At 54.8% G+C, this 19719-nt stretch carries 16 protein-coding genes; 11 read left to right on the top strand and 5 right to left on the bottom strand.

The window, feature by feature from the left end:
* The first annotated feature begins 163 nt into the window (after positions 1-163).
* Both AC1XDK_RS29425 and AC1XDK_RS29420 read left to right on the top strand, forming a co-directional pair.
* On the top strand, positions 164-964 hold the full coding sequence (locus tag AC1XDK_RS29425; RefSeq protein WP_483353582.1) for a ParA family protein: 801 nt from the start codon (positions 164-166) through the stop codon (positions 962-964).
* Positions 961-1338, top strand: coding sequence for a DUF8160 family protein (locus AC1XDK_RS29420; RefSeq protein ID WP_483353581.1), 378 nt, complete (start codon positions 961-963; stop codon positions 1336-1338). The genes AC1XDK_RS29425 and AC1XDK_RS29420 overlap by 4 nt, the downstream gene beginning before the upstream one ends.
* Before the next feature lie 267 nt (positions 1339-1605).
* Here the strand turns inward: AC1XDK_RS29420 and AC1XDK_RS29415 are convergent, their stop codons facing one another.
* Positions 1606-1815 (bottom strand): hypothetical protein, encoded by a 210-nt coding sequence (locus AC1XDK_RS29415; protein WP_483353580.1) that lies wholly within the window; start codon positions 1813-1815, stop codon positions 1606-1608.
* A 389-nt stretch (positions 1816-2204) separates the two neighbouring features.
* On the opposite strand from AC1XDK_RS29415, the gene AC1XDK_RS29410 reads away from it, so the two are divergent.
* The 4 genes from AC1XDK_RS29410 to AC1XDK_RS29395 are packed head-to-tail and all read left to right on the top strand — an operon-like array spanning position 2205 to position 11257.
* Entirely contained in the window at positions 2205-2567 is a 363-nt protein-coding gene (locus AC1XDK_RS29410) for a hypothetical protein (RefSeq protein WP_483353579.1), read from the top strand.
* Between the two features lie 50 nt (positions 2568-2617).
* The gene (locus tag AC1XDK_RS29405) at positions 2618-3907 is read left to right on the top strand and encodes a TrbL/VirB6 family protein (protein WP_483353578.1); all 1290 of its coding nucleotides are present in this window, start codon (positions 2618-2620) and stop codon (positions 3905-3907) included.
* A gap of 2 nt (positions 3908-3909) precedes the next feature.
* On the top strand, positions 3910-7275 hold the full coding sequence (locus AC1XDK_RS29400; RefSeq protein ID WP_483353577.1) for a VirB4 family type IV secretion system protein: 3366 nt from the start codon (positions 3910-3912) through the stop codon (positions 7273-7275).
* Positions 7268-11257 (top strand): DUF8128 domain-containing protein, encoded by a 3990-nt coding sequence (locus AC1XDK_RS29395; RefSeq protein WP_483353576.1) that lies wholly within the window; start codon positions 7268-7270, stop codon positions 11255-11257. Before AC1XDK_RS29400 ends, AC1XDK_RS29395 begins: the two co-directional genes overlap by 8 nt.
* On the opposite strand, the gene AC1XDK_RS29390 is transcribed toward AC1XDK_RS29395, so the two are convergent.
* A complete protein-coding gene (locus AC1XDK_RS29390; RefSeq protein ID WP_483353575.1) occupies positions 11252-11761 on the bottom strand; it encodes a replication-relaxation family protein in 510 nt (169 codons plus the stop codon). The genes AC1XDK_RS29395 and AC1XDK_RS29390 overlap by 6 nt on opposite strands.
* A gap of 1102 nt (positions 11762-12863) precedes the next feature.
* Between AC1XDK_RS29390 and AC1XDK_RS29385 the strand changes: the two genes are divergently transcribed.
* Entirely contained in the window at positions 12864-12989 is a 126-nt protein-coding gene (locus AC1XDK_RS29385; RefSeq protein WP_483353574.1) for a hypothetical protein, read from the top strand.
* Positions 12990-13447: 458 nt separating this feature from the next.
* Here AC1XDK_RS29385 and AC1XDK_RS29380 read toward each other — a convergent pair whose 3' ends face one another.
* A complete protein-coding gene (locus AC1XDK_RS29380; RefSeq protein WP_483353573.1) occupies positions 13448-13990 on the bottom strand; it encodes an NUDIX domain-containing protein in 543 nt (180 codons plus the stop codon).
* 241 nt (positions 13991-14231) lie between these two features.
* On the opposite strand from AC1XDK_RS29380, the gene AC1XDK_RS29375 reads away from it, so the two are divergent.
* Together AC1XDK_RS29375 and AC1XDK_RS29370 are read left to right on the top strand one after the other, a co-directional pair.
* The gene (locus AC1XDK_RS29375) at positions 14232-15056 is read left to right on the top strand and encodes a sugar phosphate isomerase/epimerase family protein (RefSeq protein ID WP_483353572.1); all 825 of its coding nucleotides are present in this window, start codon (positions 14232-14234) and stop codon (positions 15054-15056) included.
* Positions 15057-15303: 247 nt separating this feature from the next.
* A complete protein-coding gene (locus AC1XDK_RS29370) occupies positions 15304-15978 on the top strand; it encodes a DNA methyltransferase (protein WP_483353571.1) in 675 nt (224 codons plus the stop codon).
* A 34-nt stretch (positions 15979-16012) separates the two neighbouring features.
* On the opposite strand, the gene AC1XDK_RS29365 is transcribed toward AC1XDK_RS29370, so the two are convergent.
* Positions 16013-16774, bottom strand: a complete 762-nt coding sequence (locus AC1XDK_RS29365; protein WP_483353570.1) for a nucleoside phosphorylase — start codon at positions 16772-16774, stop codon at positions 16013-16015.
* A 123-nt stretch (positions 16775-16897) separates the two neighbouring features.
* Between AC1XDK_RS29365 and AC1XDK_RS29360 the strand changes: the two genes are divergently transcribed.
* Positions 16898-17989: a DegT/DnrJ/EryC1/StrS family aminotransferase gene (locus tag AC1XDK_RS29360; protein ID WP_483353569.1), complete on the top strand. Its 1092-nt coding sequence runs from the start codon at positions 16898-16900 to the stop codon at positions 17987-17989.
* A gap of 78 nt (positions 17990-18067) precedes the next feature.
* Positions 18068-18907, top strand: a complete 840-nt coding sequence (locus AC1XDK_RS29355; protein WP_483353568.1) for a class I SAM-dependent methyltransferase — start codon at positions 18068-18070, stop codon at positions 18905-18907.
* Between the two features lie 41 nt (positions 18908-18948).
* On the opposite strand, the gene AC1XDK_RS29350 is transcribed toward AC1XDK_RS29355, so the two are convergent.
* Positions 18949-19491 carry a GNAT family N-acetyltransferase gene (locus tag AC1XDK_RS29350; protein ID WP_483353567.1) on the bottom strand — a complete coding sequence of 181 codons (543 nt, stop codon included), beginning with the start codon at positions 19489-19491 and terminating at the stop codon, positions 18949-18951.
* Positions 19492-19719 lie beyond the last annotated feature (228 nt).

Raw genomic sequence — 19719 nt, 5'->3', positions numbered from 1 at the left:
GGATTTTTACTGCCGGGTCTGAGAAAATTATCGTAACATTTTGCATCACTATTCGACATAAGCTTAATGTTATTTGCGCGTTTTGCACTCCTTGTGCATACAAAATGAGCAAACAACACGAACCATACAAAGCATGCAAAACGCATGACGGAGGTGCCGTCCGATGAAAGTCGAAACCCCTGCAATTTCGTTTTCAAACCAAAAAGGCGGCGTCGGAAAGACCACGACCGCGATTAACGTCGCTGGCGCACTCAATGCCCGCGGGTACGACGTGCTGTTTGTTGACCTCGATCCCCAGGGCAACGCCACCGAAGGTCTCGGGATGGAAGATGCCTACCTCGCCGAGCCACCGACACTCTACGACGTGCTCACCGATTCGGATCAGCGAGACGCGATTACTGACATCGTTCGCGAACACGACGAGATGGACGTAATCCCGAGCAATATCGACATGACGAGTGTCGAACCCGATTTGACGCTCATGCGCCGTGGGAGCGAACAGTTGGCCCCCGCCTTGGCGGTGATCAAAGACGATTATGATGCCGTCATCGTTGATTGTCCGCCCCATCTGGGTTATCTCACTGACAACGCACTGCACGCTGCACCCACGTTGATTGTGCCCGCGTTAGCCGAGGCGACGAGTAAACGAGCAGTCGAACTCCTCTATGATCACATCAATGTGCTGGAGGAGGATTTTGACATGACGATTAACGATCTTGGGATCCTCATCAATCGGATCGACGTGCGCAAGAATGAGGCAACCGAGATGGTCGAGTGGTTCGAGCAAGGCTTTGAGGAACTCCGAATCTGGCAAGTCCGCGAGCGAGCACAGATCCAACGGGCCTTTTCAGCGGGCCATAGTATCTTCGCGGGAGAGGAAGGGTGCGACCAGCAAGACGTGTTTTTGCAGATCGCAGATCGGATTGTCACACACTTCGCGCTCAATACCATTGTCCACCGATGAGTAACAATCAAGACGAGCGAGCCAACCGAATGGCCCAGAAGCGCCGTAACCACGAACAGCGCAAACAACGCCAACAGAACGAAGAAGGCGAAACGGGCGAAGTAGACAAAACGAACAAAACAAGCGAGACACACAAAACGGACGAAGCGAACAAATCGAAAGACGAAGAGCCGGTTGGAACGTACATGTACCTGCCACCGTCGCTGAAAGACGACCTCGGTTACCGCTATCAGGAATTAAAGCTCGAACTTTCGCGGGAGTTTGACGTGCCGATGGACGACGTCGAGAAGAACGCACACTTCTATCCAGCCGTTATCAAACAGGGTTTAGAGAACGTGACGGCAGAGCATGTCTATACTGAGATGGATGAGTGACGAAGCCACGTTTTGAGTATCACTGGTTAGAACTGCATACTAACGTTTCGACCACGCCGATCTATCGCCTTTCGCGATGGCCGTCGCTACACACTAATGTGTGTCAATTTCTCTAACAGATGGTAGTCAGCCGTCCCGTAGAGAAGCAGATCTGATCTACTCGCGCTACGTATTAGGGACGTTTGGGCTCTCTGACGTTATAATCCGGTATGATGGAACACCAATGTCTAAAGCAATGCAGAGGTAGAAAATTAGAGCGAGGTAGTTCTATGCTGGCTGGGTAGAAAGGAAATGAGCTTTGATGAGTTTCCCCACAATCAGACCCGATAGGATCCATCCGACGAGAATCGCCATGTGATATGATTCTGGGACGACGCTCGTTAGCAGCGCGGCGACACAGAATGAGACGAGTGCGTACACGCCTATCGTGGCGATAGCTTTTGAATGGGCAAATATATCGGAGAGGAGGTCACTCATTTGAGTCACTTCCGTTGGAACCCTCGCAAGTTTCCTTTGGGTCTATCCAATATGTGGTTCGATTGTCACCATGTTTCTTCTGTCGTATGTGCCCGTTCTCATAGAGTTCTTGTAACCTCCGCTGAATAGTCCACCTACTAACGTCATATTGGTCAGAGAAGTCAGATGTAGCGTACGGCGTACATTCTTCCATCTCATCGAGAATGTCAGCCGCCGAGGGGTCTGCTGGTTTTCTTGGCATGATTTTCGATATATTGTCGGGTATCGTGTAAAATAGTCTTGGATATCTACCCACTTTAATGTGCTCCATGTGGGGTATGTATTATATTTTATTTTAATTATGCACCACGTGGGGCAAAACTTAAGTTTCTAGAACTAAAAATTATGTTATGGTCGGAATAGACCTAGCAATAGTCGCTGCACAGATCGTGGGGACACTCCCCGCCGTGCCGCTCGATGTCCAAGCTGGTGTTGACGCGCTGTTTAACTCGGGCATCGGGACGCTCATCCAGTTCGCACTGTTGATCTTCACGATGGTGCTTTCGATCGGGTCGCTGTTCATGTTCGGTGCTGCCGGAATGGCCCAAATGAGCCACGACACAAAACGGCAAAACAGCGTCTCGAAGTATATTGCCAGTGCAGCAATCATGCTGCTCTGTGCTGTCGTCCTCGGCGCTGGTCCGGAGATCCTCTCGGCCCTTGGGTTCACGACGTTCGATCACATCAGCGCAGTCAACGTCTTCACTGGATAGCCTCCGAGAACGGAATAGCACGTGATTTTTTAGGAGTCACTGATGACTGAATGAGCCCTAAAACGAATACGACGACAGCGGCGAATAGTACAACAATCAGTACAGGAGGTGGTGCCGGTGGCGGCGGTGGCGGGGCGATAATACCTAATGTCCCTGGCGTGCCTGATAAAATCGAGCTTGTTCCGGATTTCCCGAGTGGGTGGGGGTTATTATCGAATGCCCTTGCGGGGTTAACTAAATCATTCACGAATGGTGTCGGGAGCCTCATTGATCAATTCCATCGGAGTCTCATCACGCTCCCAGCGGCCGGTGATCCGATGGCACCAGCAACCTGGGTGTCGTTTCACGATCCGTACTGGGTGGGCGTTGCCACTGTGTACGGGATGCTCTCGGCGTTTGTTCTCCCGTTAGTGTGGGGAATTGGCTGGTTCAACGTCGGATATACGCGAGGAGTTTCACGGAAAGACCGGTTGAAGAAAGTTATGTGGGCGCTCGTCTTGATCATCGCTGGCTGGGAATTCCTCCAGTTTTGGTTTCACTTCTGGAACGAAGCAGCGCTGGCGTTCGTCCCGTCGGGGTCTCAATTTCTATCGACACCCGGCAATACGGCAAAGCTCGGCGTGGGGGTAGTTCTCGGGTTTGGCCTGCTGATGTATAATGCGGTGGTTATCCTCGCAGGGCTTCTTATCCACCTGTTTTTTGTTATCTTGACGTACTTGTTCGTCGCATTGTGGCCGCTCTCGGTCGGTCTCTACATGTCGGATCTGTTCGTCTTAGAGACGATTGGAAACGGGAGTATCATGGCGACGTTGCTCTTGAGCCCGCTTCAATTCGGCAAAGCCGTCATTCTCCGATTTATCATGGAGCTTCCGCTCGACCCGCAGCACCCCGGGACGGCGATAACGTTCCTCTTCGTTGCGATCGGCGTGACGATTGCGTTCGTTGGCCTGCCATATTACGGGCTGAAACGGCTCATCCCTCGCTCGGTTGTCGCAACTGGCGGCCGGATCGGCCGGAAGGCGGGAGAATCCGAACGCATGCGTAACCTGCGTGACCGTGTGCCATCGGGGGAGGAGCTTCGGAGCAAAGTGGTCTCCGTTGCAGCCGAGGGAACAAGTCGGTTGTCAGATCGAGGCTCCGATGTCGGCTCATCACTCCAGTCGCGCACTCGGCGAACAACCCGCGGTATGAGAGGATGGGTTCGGTCGAAAGCCGGCCGATCACACAACTCTCGGGCGCGACGAGGCACTGAGCTTCGACGGGCGCGGGAACGGCGGTCAGATCGACACCCATCACGGCTGTCGAACAGTGATTCTGGACAATCAAAGAGCGACGACTAACCATGAGTTCAAACACCTCAATGAATCGCGATGCACAGCCCGACAACCACTCTGGCGACGATATCGACCCTCGGCAGTTAGTGCTCCCACACGTGGACACCTCGATTGATGCAACAGGAGGCCGTCTTCCAGTCAAAGTGCCCATCACAACGGCACTGACCGCACTCCCATCTATCATTTTCTTCTTGCTCGGCCTATGGTTCACCCTCAAAGACTCGCCACTGCTCGGCGTTGGCTGTATCGGTGGGTCAATTGTCGCAGGATTCTGTGCGATGGGTGCCGCGTTCGGCTCGTCATGGGCGATGTACCCGCACGAGCGTGTTGTTGACGCATTCGCTCACGTCCGGCGGCGATTGTCATTGCCGTGGGGATATGACGATGCGGTCGAGCACGGCGCAGACCTCCACGGTGTCGAGCAGAGCATCACCGTCGAGATCGGCGAGACGAATCCGACGACGTTCGCCGGAATGGTGACTCACGATGGGAAAGCAATCGTCCCGATTCGTCTTCGGGGAAGCAACACGGAGTTTCTCCACCCCGGGATGTTAGAGAAGCTGTCCGGCACATTCACACAAGGCGTTGACGGCGAGATCTCGGACGACGGCAAGGAGATTGCGATGTATTCGACGACGCGCCCCGACGTTTCGCAGGCTGCAGATGAGTATCACGAACGCGCGCTCAATGCGTATCAAACCCGGCTCACACCGTATCTGGCCGGTCTCCTCGGCGAGATTGGCGAGTGGCTTGACGAGCGTGATGAAGAGGAAGGGGCAAACGAAACAACCCACTATCTCATCGTCACGGCAACAGATGACAGCGACGAGCTTGAACACCGACTGCAAGAGGCACTGAACGCTGTTGGAACCAGCGAACACGCCACTGCAGAACCGCTCTCACCCCGTGAGGCGATTAACCTTGCCGGAGAATACTGGGACCGAACACCGTTCCCGTCGAATGACGTTGGGAAGTCAGCGGCAACGGCCGCTGTCCCGCCAATGGATATCGATGATGTTCCCGACGACCTACCGGGAACAACGCCGACAGAGCGCGCGATAGCACCCGAGTGGTATGCCGAATACAGTCGTCACGTCGAAGTGGGCGATACGGTCGCGCGGACATATTGGGTGTCGAACTGGCCGGTCCAACCGCCAGCAAAGTTCCTCCACGGACTCTATACGATGCAGGGGGTCGACCTCGATATCAAACTGTACGGCCACCCGAAGCCGCGAGAGACGGTTATCTCGAAGCTGAACCGAGTGATCCCACGTATCGATGCTGAAGGAATGGACCGTGCTGATAGTATGGACGTCTCAACGATCACGATTGACGACGACCTCTCGGCGTACATTCTGGCGTACAAACTGCTGCAAAGCGTCAACACGCAGCCGTGGGGACTTTCGGGGTACGTCACTGTCCGCGCACCCGACACTGAGAGTCTCACAGCAGCGTGTGATACCGTGAAGAAGGAGTTAAAATCGCCGCCCGCACAGGTGACGATCTCCGCACCGTTTGGTGATCAGCACGCGGCCTATCGGTCTGCATCGCCATTCGGGAGGGATCACTATGCAGAGAAAGGCGAAGTTCGCCGACGAAAAACGAAGACGCACCTTGCGCTCGGCGGTGTGTTCGGTGCAGCACTCCCAGCAGCAACCCCCGATATCAGTGACGCTGGCGGTATTCGGTGGGGCCGTGACGTCACGACTGGACGGACGATCCAGGCCGATCCATTCGATCAAGGAATGGCTCCGCACATCATTACGGTCGGTCCGTCAGGAAGCGGCAAAACCTTCTCCGTGACGTCAAGCACGAATGAATGGTACCTCAACGGTGACGACCGGACGGTGATTTACTGTGACACCCAAGGCGGATTTGAGGATGTTGTCGAAGCCTACGATGCAGAGCACATCGTTATCGACGGCAAGACGGGGATCAACCCGCTTGACATCCGTCCGGCCGCCGATCACGACCAGAAGGCAACGCGCGGCTCATACAACCAGTACCGATTGAAAGTTACAGAAGCAACGGAATTTTTCTGTGGGATTATCCGCTCGCACGACGTGGACCCGGGACCGTATCACGCGATGATTGAGCAGGCCGTCGAACAAACATACGCCAAGGCGGGCATTACGTCCGATCCGGAGACGCACGGGAATCCATCCCCATCGCCGAGCGATCTCTTCGAGACGCTCGAGGATATGATGAAAAACCCCGGCGATTACACGTTTACCGACGAACTCGCCGAGATTGATGGGATGGAAGAGCGGATTGCAGATCTCCTGAGTGAACTCTCAGGATTCAAACCCGGCGGAAAGTACCATAACATCCTGAATGAGACGACCGACGGCCTGACGCCCGAGACCGAACTGGCATACATGGACATGCGCCAACTGGCCGGACAAACAGGCGGCGCGAAGTCGGTCAATCTGCAGCTCGCTGTTGGGCAAGTGACCCAACTCATCAAGCAGACGAAGGGGCAAACCATCTTTGTGATTGACGAAGCGCACAACCTCTTGCACTCGCCTGAGATGGTGGATTGGTTGAACAAGGCCGCTCGTGAGTGGCGACGGTATGATGCTGCGCTGTGGTTCGTCACACAGTCGCCCCAAGAATTCGTCCGGCAGGCAAACACTGGAAGCGGAACCGGAGGCGAAGAGAACAAACGCGAAACCATCGTTGAACAGTGTTCGACAATCCAGATTATGAACGCGCCACTCGTCAAAGCGCGCACTCTGTCGGAGTTTAATCTCCCCAAACAACACGCAGACATCGTCCAGAAGGAACTCATCCCCGGCTCTGCTGATAAAGACTATTCGGAATGTGTGCTGTCGCTCAACACTGAACGCGGGTGGATTCAGACGCGCGTTGAAGCAAGCCCCGTGCTCGCCCAGAGCATCACGTACTCCTACCGGACGGGACAGAGCTACCGCGATTGGATGCGCGACGCTCTCTATGGCTCCGATAACGCTACTACTGACGACACACCCAACGTAGACGCAAGCATCGATCCGGAGGCAGTGACAGAGGGACTCGCTGCAGATGGGTCGGGTGAGACGATGACCGATCGGCAATCCAGAGCCCTCTCTGCAGACGAACTGGTCGAGCATCTCAACAGCTACCCCGGCAGCCACACGGCTGAACGGAAGAGTAGCGACACAGTGGTTGTCCGACAGATCCATCGCGGCACGAACCTTGCCGAGCGGGTTATCGGTCTTGGATGGTCACAGTATCAGATCACCGACCAAGGTCGCCGACTTGTCTTTCTAAAAGATGGCTCCAAAGACGCCGACTATCATGCAGAGATGAACCGGACAGAGGCAGACACACACCTCGAACGCACCGAGCAGCCTGGCGAGGAGGCACATGACTGAGCTTCAACCCCACGAACTCACGCCAGATGATGTCTCACGCCTCACTGCTGCACTGGAGAGCGTCGAGCAGGATGCGATCGTCGTTCGTCCGCACAAAGACAATTCGGGGATCCATGGGATGGACGAAGTATTGCGGTCGCTGCCACGCGCGAAGACGACGAAGAAGGGAGTACTTCGACGGAGTGAGCAGAATACCTCAGCCCCGTTCGCCTTCGAAATGCGATACGCGCCGGACCCAGTTGCGTCAGGAACAACAGACGAGCGTGTCCTCTCTCTCCAATACGTCGGCGGGGACGAGCGCACCAGTGCACTCCTCGGTCGGCAACTTCCCGATAAGTATCCAGATTCACGAACCGAGCAGCGGTCTGCCTCGTGGCTCACCCCAGATGACGGCCAGCACATGGCCGTCGCGACGCTTGGACTCCGACGCTACTCGCTCTACCCCCTGAAGAACGTCGAACTTGACGAGTTCCGAAACGACCCAACTGGGAGTATCCTCACTGAGATGGTTGGCGCTGCTGACGCCGGCGGTGTCGATGCTGACGTTGCTGTGCAAGTCATGGCTCGCCCCGCCGGGACAGATTGGCAGAACGGTGTTTCGGATGGCTACGGTATCGCTGATGCGTACGGCAACGGACTCACAGCGAAAGAAGACAAGGTAACATCGCCGCTCTCAACCCAGAAACTCCGCTGGTTCCTCAATCAGGAAACGTATGAACGGCGAGCCATCCTCCCGACGCCGATCGGGAGCGCACTCGGGTTTTTGCATCCGTTCTTCCGCGACGAATTCGAGCACCCGCCATCGAAGGCCGACAAACAAGCGGCAAAGATGCTGTCGGACCTCGACGGACGCGGGTGGGAATTTCACGTTCGAATCGTGGCTGTGAGTGATGACCCCGACCTTGCTCGCGAGCGCGTCGCGTCGACCGCCGAGATGTTCGACAATTTCTACGAGTATCGTGGTGCCCAAACGTTCATCCCGATTCCACAGAACGGCAGCGACGCGATCGACGTGGCAACGCAAGCAGCCGGGCGAGAGTGGCCCGACACTCCTGAACAACGGATGGTCAAGCCACAGATCGAAGTTGCCGGACTCACGAACATCCCGAAGGCCGAAGACGTTTCGACGAACAAACTTCGGTGGGCGCTCGCATCGCCGGGAGAGGGTATCCCGCCGGGGACGCCACGGTTCAATTTCGAAGCCGCTGGTCTCTCCAAAGAGGCATCCCGCAAGGAAAAACAGATTGCGATGATCGATGCCGCCGACGTCGGGGATCCATACTGGTATGGATGGGGGAAACGCCATGGCATCGAGGCTGGCGTCTACGACCGATTCCTGAACGCACACCAGTTCGTCGGCGGTCGAACTCGGATGGGGAAAACAGTCGCACTGACCAACTTTACGGGACAAGCGATGCGTCGTTTCCACGACGACCCAGAGAAAGACAACGAAGGCGGGCTCATTATCGACCCGAAGGGGCAAGATGGCGATGAATTCATCGCCGAATGGCCGGATGACAGACCAGAAGAGGACGTAGTCGTCGTTGATCTTGGCGACGAAGACGAGTGCATCCCGAGATTCAATCTCCTTGAAATCCCGAGTCATGTCGAGCCGGACACCCGCGAATTTGACTCCTATACGAACGCAGTGGCGGACGTGGTTACCATGATGGTTGCGGAAGCGGGTGGGTCAGACAACTACGTGGGGTCCGTCATGAAGCGTGTTACCCGCACGCTCGCACGGGGGCTACTTCGAGCGAACAAAACCTGTACCTTCCTCGATTTAGCGGCTGCGGCAAGCTATAAAGGCAACTTTGCGCAGTTCAGCGAGTGGATGCAAGAGGATCGAATCGCCTTCATCGCACAAGCAGCCGAGCGAATGGCTCAAGACGATAACATTGACTTGAATCCCCTTGCAGGTCGGTTCGATGAATACGTTCAATCAGATAGCATCCGGTCGATGATTAGCTCACGTGACGCGACGTTTTCGATTCAGGATGCTGTTGATGATGGCAAATGGGTTGCACTGTTGTTCACCGAAAGCGCGGGCAAGACAGAAGTGACGGCGTTATCGAATGCGTACATCGCGGCGACGTATCTCGCGAAGCTCATGAGCGAGAACGACGCCCCGTTCCACTTGATTGGCGACGAGGTTCACAACTTCACAACCTCCGAGTCGATGCTTCCACACATCCTCTCGCAAGGGGGTGGGCTTGGCTATCGCTGTACACTGGCGTGCCAGAGCCCGGCGAATCAACTCCCAGGCGATACTGACACCGGGGGTGTAAAAGGTGCAGTACAGGACAACATCGACATCTGGAATTCGTTCAAGATGCCGGGCAACAGTTCTCGGTATGCCGCCGCTCAATACCGTGGGATAGACGCCAGCGATCTGGAGGACATCTCTCGCTATTCGAGTTACCTTGTCCAATACACGGAGGAAAATGAAGACATCGCGACTCTTATCGACACGTTCCCGCCGATCCGCGAAGTCCGTGAAGAGGTGTTAGGCGAGGCAGCACGCACACAGGAAGACATCGACGCGCTGAAAAAGCGGTCGATGGAGCGGTATGGTGAACCGCTCGAAACGGCCGAAGAACAGGCCGCAAACAGTCATTTCTTCGGCGAGATTGCCGATGGAGACGATGCCACCGATCCACTCGCCGAGACGATAGGAGTCGCGGGCGACATGAGCGACGAACGGTGGCGCAATCAGGCACTGAAAGCGATCTACGACGAGACAATCCGCAACGGCGATCCTGGCGGCTGGATTCCCGTTGCGGACTGTGTGGAGCGACTGAATCGGTATCTGCCGGGAAAACGGTTGACCGACGATGGCAAGGTGTTCCGTGAGGTTGTACTGAAGATCCCCGATCCATACATTGATCGGGACGAAAAAGACGGCGTCCCGCACGTGAAGCCACTGGATACGGGGTTCTTGAATCTCGGGGAGACTGAGAACGACGGGAAGGCCGAACACTGGGCCCAGATGGCCGACGCCTACATCCCAATGACCCAACTCGGGTTCATCTTCGAGATCCCCGAGCAAACCGGCGACGCCATGCCCGACGGGCTAGCCCGAATTGACGACCTGCTCACTATCGGGTCGAGCGACGACCCTGAGGAGATTACCGACAAAGTGACCAGCTATCGGGAGGACCACAAAATCCCGAATCGTCTCGCTGGAACCAAAGACGCCTATATTGAAAGCGAGCACACCACCGGGAGTACCCAACCCTCACAAACGGTGCGGAATCTCGCACAGGCACACAACGCAGGTCATCGGTGCCTGTTTTTCACTCGTGAAGAGGTGGCTAAAGACGTGTATGATACGGTTGCTCACGAGCCGTTCTGCTGTCGGAGCAATCATCCCGACGACAGCGAACGGCGGTTCTACACCGGCACGCAGGCCCTCAGAATTGATGGCGAAGCGATGACACGACCGGGAAGCCGGGAGAACGTTTGGGTGTACGACAAGCAGACCGGCAAGTACCTTCTCCGTGATAGTGACGGCACTGTCCATGCCCGGTTTGACTCTGCAGCGGACATCTTCACCGACGCCAGCGCCTACCCGACCGGTGGCGAGCGGAACATCAAGCCGCCAGTGATCCCCGAATACGAGATGAACGGCGACCTCGACGAGGTGGAGTGGGACGTGATCGTGGTGCCGCCAGAAACACAGACGCCGATTGACCTCCGGCTGTACGAGGGCAGCACACAGATACCACTCACCGATCTACCGACTGCCGACACAGAAATGACAGATGAGAGCGCGCCTGCCACCGAGAGCAGTACGGTACAGGAAACAGAGCGCGCCGAGGGCGACACGTTGGAGAGCACGGACAGCGACGAGCGCTCAGAACAGACTGACAGCAACGTGAGCGACGAGAGAACCGACGAAAACCCAACGGAGGACACAGCGGACGACCCCGAAGCGACGGGGGACGAGAAGACGGCAGAGTCGCTTGACCACCTCCTATAGGTCGGAGTCACGCACGATCTGCCTGACCTGTTGCTGAGTGGCGTCGTCTTGGACTTCAGCGATCACTTTCAGAATTTCCACCATCGCTTTTCGGCGTTTCCGCGTTTCATCTTCGAGCGCAGCAATACGATTTTCGAGTGCTGTCACGCGCTCCGCTGTAGCGGCCCCTTTTGGCGTTGTGAGCGCATCCGGGCGCTCCTCGATGAATGCCGCTCCTTTCTCTGTGAGCCGCCAGACGCGCGCTCTCCGCCCACCGCCTTGGCTGTACTCGCGCTCTCCCGTCTCTTCGATCACACCCCAGTCGGCGAGTGCCGTAAGGTAGTGGTTCATGCTGCCGCTGGGTGCGTCGGCACGTTCTCGGATTTGTGACGTGTTGAGTGCGTCACTGTCAGCACTGGCGAGTGCGCTCAGGATGTTGCGGCGATGCTCATTGCCACGATCTAATTTCTCTTGGATCTCGTCGGCTTCCGCGGGGGGCAGGGTGACGGATGTATCAGATGGCATAGTCTACTACATGCAAGGCTAACGAACTTCACCAACAATAATATTCTGGTTGAATTCAATTGAACCAAGGAATACCGATTGCTGTGCATGAAGCGGTGACCAACACCAAAAAATAACGCCAAAGGGGGAATCCCACAGATGTATCAAAAACTGGAACTGAGTGTGCGCGACACAGCGCGGGGCGAGAACGCCCCGAGAACAAAGTGAAAATCTAGGCGGGCGCCATAGAGCAAATGATGAGTGCACCAGCAGCGAGGGGCACCCAAACCTATCACAATGGTGACGATGGAAAATATGACGTGAACAGGGGCACCCCAACAGGCACAGAACAGGCGAGAAGACCGACGAGCGAACAGCCCATCAGCAGCGAGCAAGCAGTGGGGACAGTCCACCCGAGAACACGAGGAGCAAAGAGAGCAGAGTGAAGACGTGGGACAGTCAGGCCGTGCCGGACCCAGAGGAAAAAGAGAGACGAGAGGGGGGACAGTCCCGCAGCGCGACCAGCAGAGCAACCAACGAGTGCGTCGACCGAAGATAGGACAACAGCAGAGAGGACGAATGCAAACTGAGGTGAGGCCATGAACAAGGACCGAGAGCGTTGGCGTCCAAGACAGCACGAAGACCATAGTACCCACGGCCGGCGAGAAGCAGTGAGTCACAGCCTGCACAGTACGGACAGCGACAGCAGAACCGACAGGGAAAGTGCAACCACACCGAAACTCATGCAAATCATCGCGAGCAGCGGGACCCCAGATACCGAGTGACGACCACTGGAAGCGTGGTGCTGCGACCACATTGGACAGTCACCGGGCGTGACGACGCCGGACAGTCCACCTCTGGCCGGACAGGCCCGACAGGACGCTATGCGTCTAGCGTTGGGTGCCACCCTCTGCACCTGCAGAGAGGGGGTGCCGATGAGCGACATATCTCTACTCACAGTGTGAACAGTGGCCGGGTGCCAACATCGGTACGCAATAGCTAGGTGCTGACCTCGAGCGCACCACTGGGGTGCCAGTCTGTGCGACACACCACGGTTTCAGTGAGCGCAACACCGACAACCACGGATTCAGCACCTGAGGCTGTTTACGAGCGACAGGCCGTCATGTACACCAACCACTACCCAACAGAGGACTGTCAGCAGTGGCAACAGCATGGCCTGGACTCCGGCATGATCCAGCCGATGGGACTGTCCACCCTGCCGAAAAAACTGGACGTCGAGCAGCGATGACGGGGACTGTCCAACTGTCACGACACTCTACGACTGCCAGTAACAGCAGAGGCGACTGTCCGTCAGTAGGTCTCCACAGGGACTGTCAGAGAGAGCGCAACTGCATGGAGTGAACTCAACGACGGACAGACCACAACGTGCAGCAGGGCCGTGAGAAGCACGGGAAACGGCCGAATTACTACGGAAATGTGGTGTCCTCCAACGAGAAAAGCTGACTGTCAGTCTGTCCGATGCAGGCCGACTGTCCGACCGTCGTAAGCAGCGGTCAGTCGGACGAGGTGGTCCGGTGCGGAGCATTCGGTCGTCCTCGACAACAGTGTACAAAAGCTAGCCTTCGATTTGGCATTCTATACTATATATCTACTTCCGCCTGTTGCACTAAGCGGGTGTGGACACACCAGATCTCGAGTGAAGTATATTCGCTGAGAATACCACTATTCAGCAAACTCGTGAGGGCGCTATTCCTCGTTCTCCCACGTCGCAACTAATCGTTGCGTCGATGGAAACAACCGCTCTATCATAGGTGGGTCAGTGAACCACGCAGCTCCATTCAATTCACCCGATTGAATTGTGATCGACCCAGCCTCGTAATCGGCATGAAAGAATACGCGAAGAACATGGAGTCGCTCGTCATATCCCTCACAGGTGGAGATTTCATGGCGCATGTGATTGATCCCTGTCACAGAGACGGTTATGCCGACTTCCTCGGTTACTTCTCGCCGGACAGTTTCCTCCATCGTCTCATTACTCTCTTGTCCACCACCAGGGACTCCCCACTTCGAGCCCCCACGTCCAAGGATCAGTAACACGCGTTCTTGTTCATCGCCGTCAACGGCCATCGACTCTGTTAGCGGCGGTAGGTCATCTGGCGATCGACTAACAAGAGCATAGGAACTGCCGATGTAGCCGTCTTTCGACATCTCAATCCATTCTTCAAATCGGTCAGAATCTGGTGTATCGTGCCGCTCGTGTACCGGAACGGAACCAAAACGATCAAACAAGCGGTCACGTCGGCGCTCAATTTCCTCCCGGTTGATATCCCGTCAATCCATAAGTATTCGTTCCTCACCCTGAGAGGAAAAAACCCTTTGGAGAACTAATCGCGGATGTTGCTAAGTAAAGCGTGCCCCTCAACCACCAACCAGCGTAGCGTTGTGACGTTGCTATTTCTGGCCAGTCCGTGACTTGAGTGGAACGAGGGAATCAGAATGTCTATTGGTAGTGGGTTGGAGAGATAGTTCTATGTCAACAGATGATTCGGGAGAAAAAGAAGAAATCAGTCTGGAGCTGGGCTTTACGGTTGGTCTCGAAATGCCGTTCGACGAGGCCGTTAAGTGGGCCACAGACGAAGGATTCGAATTCATAGAACTCCTGCTCGATGGACCGTACGCCCGCGAGCGGATTACAGATCAACATGAAACGATGCGAGCAACGCTTGAAGGCGCAGGGCTCGACATTGTTGTTCATCTTCCTTTTGCTGTTGATCCTGGAGTGCCATTTACGCCTGTTCGAGAGGGTGCGATCACCGAACTCACTGCAGGCATGGATCTTGCGGCGGACTTAGGGGCTGAGAAGGTCGTGTTTCATCCGTCTTCCGATGCGTGGGATCTCGGCTGGACAGAGGCAGAATGCCGTGAGTTTGTCCACGAAGGACTCAATCGGTTGATCCCTGCGGCTCACGAACGGAACCTAGAACCCTGCCTCGAAAATATTGTATCGAGCTATTACGATGCAACGACCTTCTCAGAGTTGCTAGAGCGTTATCCCGAAGCGTCGATGACCTTCGATACCAGTCACGCACTTCTTGCTGGAATGAACGAAACTGAGATGGCCACCTTCTGTGCCGACAATGCCGATCGAATCAGTCACCTCCATCTGGTGGATACACGGGGAAGTGATGACGAGCATCTCCCAGTTGGTATGGGCAACATTAATTTTGCGATGGTGTTTGCAGCACTCGCAAACGTTGGGTGGTCTGGCACAGCGACGTTGGAAATCGGTACGGAGGATTACGATACGATCGCGCTTGGTAAGCACCACGTCGATGAGCTACTTGCTTCGGTCTAAACCAGTGGATAATTAGCGAACTAAAGCGGTGAGTTGTACGAGCGGACGACGTTTCCATCCCAGAGATTGTCGTGATGTTCAAATTCCTGCCGCTTATCGTAAAGAAGTCTCCCCAGTGCGTTAGTATATTATACTAACCGGTGAGAATCCACTTGCTAACTACAGAGCGTAGATTGCACATCGCTTCGTGGTACGTCTGTATTCGACCGGAGCTTCGATTATTCTCCGGTAGTAAATCACTCCATAGATGACTACAGCACTCTCGTTTGAGTACGCTCATGACGAAGAGTTACCGGTTGGACATACAGACGAAGTTCGCACTCCAGATGCCCTTGTCGAACATTTTCTGAAAGAGTATTCTGCGCCCGGTGAGAACGTCATTGATATCTTCGCTGGCTATGGGACCACACTCAAAGTGGCTGAACGATTGCAACGGGTGCCGTATGGTCTCGAATACGAATCCGACCGGGTTTCGCACATCCAGTCGCAGGTCTCAACACCCACTCATGTACACCAGGGGAGTATACTTGAGTTAGATCCATCGTGGTTTCCAGCCTGTGACTGTTGTTTCACCTCACCACCGTTTATGGAACAGACGAGCGAGCAGAACCCATTCCAGAACTATTCGGGCACCAGTACGTACGAAGACTATCTTGACGATATTGAAACCGCATTTACGCAACTTGACTCAGTGCTTGCTCCTGATGGGCGTCTTGTTGTTGATGTTTGTAATATCAAATACGAAGATCGGGTAACAACACTAGCGTGGGACATCGCAGAGCGTATTTCGAACGTGTTTCACTTCGATGGGGAGGTGGTGATTACTTGGGAAGGAGACGGCAGCCCCAACGATAGAGCCGGACGGTTTGGCTACGGCTATGACCACACCTATTGCCTCGTATTCACGAAATCCGACCGGTGAGATATGCACCACTAGTTGGAGCGTTCAGGTGAGACTATTCTCCGTTCAAATGGTTCTCTAAGGCCTGAATGGTTGGATCAATCATTTCTGGCAATCCTCGTTCCGCGTCTGAATCCGGAACCCAGTCATTGGGCGTCAAATAGTCGCCGATCTCATGCACCGTCGCAGCATCAGCATCACGGTACTCACAAACAGCCCAGAATGCGGCTGATTCCATACATAACGATACCACTCCCTCATTGCGATAGTGTTCAATCTCAGGGATCGTCTCTCTATACATCGCACTTGTCGTCCAGGTTCGCCCTCGTGGGGTATCGAATCCTGCCTCTGAGAGAGCATTATCAAGGGAATCGACGAGTGGTTCAGTCGCTGTTACCGATTCATCTGGCGGCAGATAGTGATAGGAGACTCCTTCGTCCCGAATCGATTCCGTTGGAAGGATCGCTGCATCGGGAGCAATCTCTGTCTGCAGTGCAGCACAGCCACCCAACATTACCACGACCTCGGCACCCCCAGCGATGAGATTCTCCGTGACTGTTGCAGTGACTGGGGCTCCGATCCCCCATTCATGCACCGGAACATACCCTACAGCATCAGAGAGCAGATAGAGATATTGTGAGCGTACGATGTCCACCGTCGAATCTGCACGTTCACGCACTACGTCGGTGAGTTCGTCTTGATAGCCAAGAATGACAGCAGGAGGGATATCGGGTAGTCCATCATCCTGCGCGTCAACAGCGTCACTGGGTGAAAAGAGCGCTTTTGCATCGTACTTGTCCATATAGTTCGGGATCATACGATACTGTTACTCAGAAATAGACAAGTAATTTATCCAGATCTCTATTCTATAACGTCTCAACTGAGATGCGCTCACTGAGGCAAAATTTTTTATTGAGGATCGTTGCATTCGAAGCTTCAGATGATTCCTCTCGCGGCTCCAACCCTTGGTGATGCTGAACTGGATCAGATTGCGACGGTGTTCGAACGCGGCCAGCTTACTCGTGGCCCCGAAGTCGAGGCCTTCGAAACAGATTTTACAGCTTTCTGCGATGGCAACCACGCGATCGCAACCGCCAACGGAACAACTGCACTCCACACGGCCTTCCATGCACTCGGACTCGGGAAGGGTGACCGGATTGCGACGACACCATTTTCGTTTATTGCGAGTGCGAACGCGATTCGATGGTGTGGTGCTACCCCAACGTTCGTCGACATCAGGGCTGATACCTACAACCTTGACTGCGAGGCGCTTGAGCAACGGCTCCGTGAGGGTGAACAGATCGATGCGGTGCTCGCTGTCCACGCCTTCGGGCTTCCCTGTGAGATGGATTATCTACACGAATTGGCGGACGAGTACGACTTCCTGATCGTCGAAGATGCTGCCCAAGCTCACGGCGCACAGTACAATGGTGTGCCGGTGGGATCACTTGGTGATGCAGCGTGCTTCTCGTTTTTCGCCTCGAAGAACATGACGACCGGTGAGGGCGGGATGATGGTAGCTGATGATCCGGCAGTTGCAGAGCGTGCCCGCTCATTTATCGAACACGGAAAAACAGAAGAGGGCTATGATGGTCTCGGGCATAATTTCTGTATGTCGGACGTGACTGCCGCTATCGGGCGGGCACAACTCAAGAAACTACCAGGGTATACCGAGGCCCGACGACAGAATGCTCAACAACTCACGTCGCAACTTCATGGGATCGTCGAGACACCGGTCGAGCCTGCGAATCGACGTCATGTCTACCATATCTACACGATCCAGACTGAACAGCGAGAGAGCCTTCGGACGTACCTTACCGAGCAAGGTGTTGCGACGGGCGTCTACTATGAGACACCGATTCATCACCAACCGGCGTATCGAAATTATACTCCCGAATTGCCAACCGTCAATCGACTATCGAATCAGGTACTTGCCCTTCCGGTTCACCCCCAGCTTACCGCTGATGAGCTTGACCAGATCACGACCAGCATCCGCGATTGGTCAGACCACCCTGTGTCGATGAAAGATTAGAAGTTACTTTGAGAGCGATTCTGCAGACCGGTCTGCACGATCACAACGATATTATTGAAATCCCGAAAGAAGTTAGATATGAGCGAGGACTTTGACCTGGCGTCATATTACGACGACTATGGAGAACGCGAATGGGATCGATTAGAGCGTGACTTCTATCACCACCTCGAATGGGAAGAGACTCTCTACTTTCTCAAGCAGCATCTCCCTGCTACTGGGCACGTCCTTGATGTCGGTGGGGGCGCTGGTCGCTACAGCGTATGGCTTGCTCAGCAAGGATATACCGTAACGCTCGTCGACCCAAGTAGACGGCAAGTCGAACTCGCCACAACAAAAGCGGCCGAATACGGGGTAGACAACCAGATAATGGCCGAGGTTGGCGATGTTCGTGATCTGCAACAAGACACCGCTAAGTTTGACGCGACGTTGTGCCTCGGCGGACCGCTCTCCCATGTCTTGACGGAAGAAGAAAGGAGAGAGGCCGTGACTGAACTGAAACGTGTGACTGTCCCTAGTGGCTCTGTGTTCGTTTCAGTGATGGGGCGACTTGCGGCACTCCAAACAATCACACGCTTTTCGGGGAAGTTACCACCAGAAGAGGACGAAACGGAGCTACTTCCACGGCTCGTCCGAACCGGAGACTACGACACAGAATTACTGAATGCATTCGACCGAGATGCGACAGGCCCACCGATGCATCTGTTTCGTGCTGCTGAACTAGAACACCTACTCGAAGAGACGGGACTTACTATTGAGACAGTAACCGGGCTAGAGAGTGTCGTCTCACAGCGACGCAATGACTTCGACGAGCTTACAGACGAACATCGCGATGCGATCAAGGAAGCTGTCAGTGCACTCCGTGGTGATCGGATGGCGGCCGATCTCTCGGGGCACATACTCGCCGTCACATGGGCGTGAGTCCATCACTACGAACTGCGCATAGATTGAGATCGGGGTACTTACCATTCCTCACGGAGCAGCCCGTATTGGACCGAGTCACGGTACTTACCGTCAATAAAGCGATTCTTCCGGATACGTCCCTCTTCAGTAAAGCCGAGTGAGTCCAGTAGACCACGAGAGGCGGTATTGAAATCATAGACTTCTGCACCCACACCCGGGGTGTTGTACACTCGGAAGATGTATTCAATAACCAACGAGACGGCTTCTTTCCCATACCCTTCACCATGGACCTCCGGAATGAGCCAATACGCGAGTTCGGGACGTCGCCATTCGATATCTCTCACCGAAATTGCGCCAATAAGTCTCACGTCGTTCTTATCGGGGTGAGCAGGACCAGCATGATCTGCATCGAGGCAAACGAGAAATTGCTCTTCGTTGTTGTTTTCGACCCATTTCGCTATCTGCTCCTGATTTTTCAGAGGGGTGCCAGCCGGGTAGCGTATTTCGGGGTTAGCAAATGCACGCTGAATAAATGGAATGTCCTCGGTTTCGAGTGTTCGGAGGGTGACCCGGTCGCTGCTTTCAATACGCGCTCCTGGCATGAGACTACTGACGCCAATATCTAATTTGAATCTTCTGAAAAGAATACAAGATATATTCTGTGAACAGTCACTTTCCAGTTGATGGGGGGAGAGACGATGAGCCGTTTGAATGGACAAAAAGGCTTTCTCGAGGACGGCGCCCACCAAATCCCACTGCCGCTTATACTGCCCAGCGGCAGTAAATCCGCTAAATCGGCCAAATTTGCGAAATCGACCACACTGCAGTCG

Source organism: Haladaptatus sp. HS23, from assembly GCF_056892285.1.
Note: the sequence above shows the minus strand (reverse complement) of the source record. Positions and strands in the feature narration are given on the sequence as shown.